Raw genomic sequence first — 1,496 nt, forward strand, 5'->3', positions numbered from 1 at the left:
TCGTTGTCACAATTTGAATTGTTTCAGGGTATAAAGTGGCGATTCCTCGTGCATTTTCAACTTTATTATCTGAGAACATCTGAGTGCCTTCAGAAGCGTAAGATGCTATATCCGTTTGTGTGAATGCAATTTCTGTTTTTCCATCTTTGATTGAAGCCATGTTCTCAGCTGAAGCTCCGGATGTTGAAGCTGAAGCTTTGATACCGGTTTCATCTTCAATGATCTTGGCAAAGGTACCACCAAGCGGGTAATATGTACCACCCGTTCCGCCTGTAGCAATTCCGATGAAGTCGACTTTCTCATCTCCATCAGAACTTCCACCGCCAGCTCCGCCTCCACACGCTGCCAATACAGCAGATAGAATGAGAAGAAGAGCCGTGCTTAAGAATAAACTGCGTTTTTTCATAGTCTAATCCCCCTATTTAATTTTCTACTTTCCCGTAGTCAATTGTATCATAACCTGTAACATTCATGTCAAACGGGATACATAAACTTATAAGTTTTTTCATAAAAAAACTTTTTTGTCATATGATTCAATCTCCGCAACTTCTTGCTTACCAAGATTTTTCATCGTACCGGCAATTTCAAATATGTATGCAAAATGTATAAATCGCTTTCAAATTGAATGAATCATTTCACTCCACGAAGATGAATGTCCACATAAAAAAGACTGGAGAAACGAACCGTTCCCTCAGTCGATCTGTTATATATCAGATTCAGCCTATCAATTCTTCATCTTCAAATTTCTTTTTATCTTCCATTGAAATGTTTTCTTCCCTGTCCCTGAGGCTGTGAGCAATCCTTGAGGATGCATTGGCAGCTATACTCGCCACAATGTCATCCAGGAAAGTATGAATCCCTTTTCCTTTTTTTGTATCAAGATCATGAATGATTCCGATTTTGTTCTTATCAAGGTGGCCGAATGTTGTAACAGCTATAGAGCCATATCCCAAAGCTGCACCAAGGGCAATGGTTTCATCCACTCCAAAAAGACCTTCATCTGTCTCTACAATCGATTGCAGGGGTTCAGAAAGCATTTTCTTTTCAGCCAGCTGATCCAGCTCCACCCCAACTAAAATAGCATGCTGTATTTCTCTTTTTAATAGAACCTTTTTAACACTTTCAATACAGGCATCCATCTCTAACCCATTGTGATAGGGAAATTGCATTTCATACACAATTTCCGCAATATCTTCTATCGTAACACCTCTCTCATGAAGTTTATTAATAGCAGCTTTAGTGACTTCCTTTGAATGAATCGGTTTATGCATTTGTTCGTACTCCTTTCTTACTGAACTTGCATAGTTATTATACCATTTTTCCGAATATTCTTATCCTGATCTGCTTAAGGGATTTAACAGCAAGATTGTGATACAATCTTTTTTGTAAACGTTATCGAAAGAATCAGGAGGGTTTTGTATGGATATTAATAGAGGCAAGGTAAACGAATTAATCCTCTATAGTAAAGAATTGAATGAAGAGTTGAAGATGCTGGT

The 1,496-nt window shown here is 38.2% G+C and carries 2 protein-coding genes; both read right to left on the reverse strand.

What is annotated here, in order from left to right:
- The coding region (locus tag HP456_RS23835; protein WP_172255645.1) for a TAXI family TRAP transporter solute-binding subunit at window positions 1-406 on the reverse strand (406 nt) is incomplete at its 3' end.
- Between the two features lie 310 nt (window positions 407-716).
- Window positions 717-1,271, reverse strand: a complete 555-nt coding sequence (locus HP456_RS23840) for a phosphatidylglycerophosphatase A family protein (protein ID WP_172255647.1) — start codon at window positions 1,269-1,271, stop codon at window positions 717-719.
- Window positions 1,272-1,496 lie beyond the last annotated feature (225 nt).

Origin of the sequence: Bacillus haikouensis (assembly GCF_013179555.1) — a bacterium.
Lineage (GTDB): Bacteria > Bacillota > Bacilli > Bacillales > Bacillaceae_B > Rossellomorea > Rossellomorea haikouensis_A.

What these genes read in the sequence shown, in the direction of transcription:
- HP456_RS23840 (WP_172255647.1), bottom strand. Translation starts at nt 1,271, where the DNA reads ATGCATAAACCGATTCATTCAAAGGAAGTCACTAAAGCTGCTATTAAT.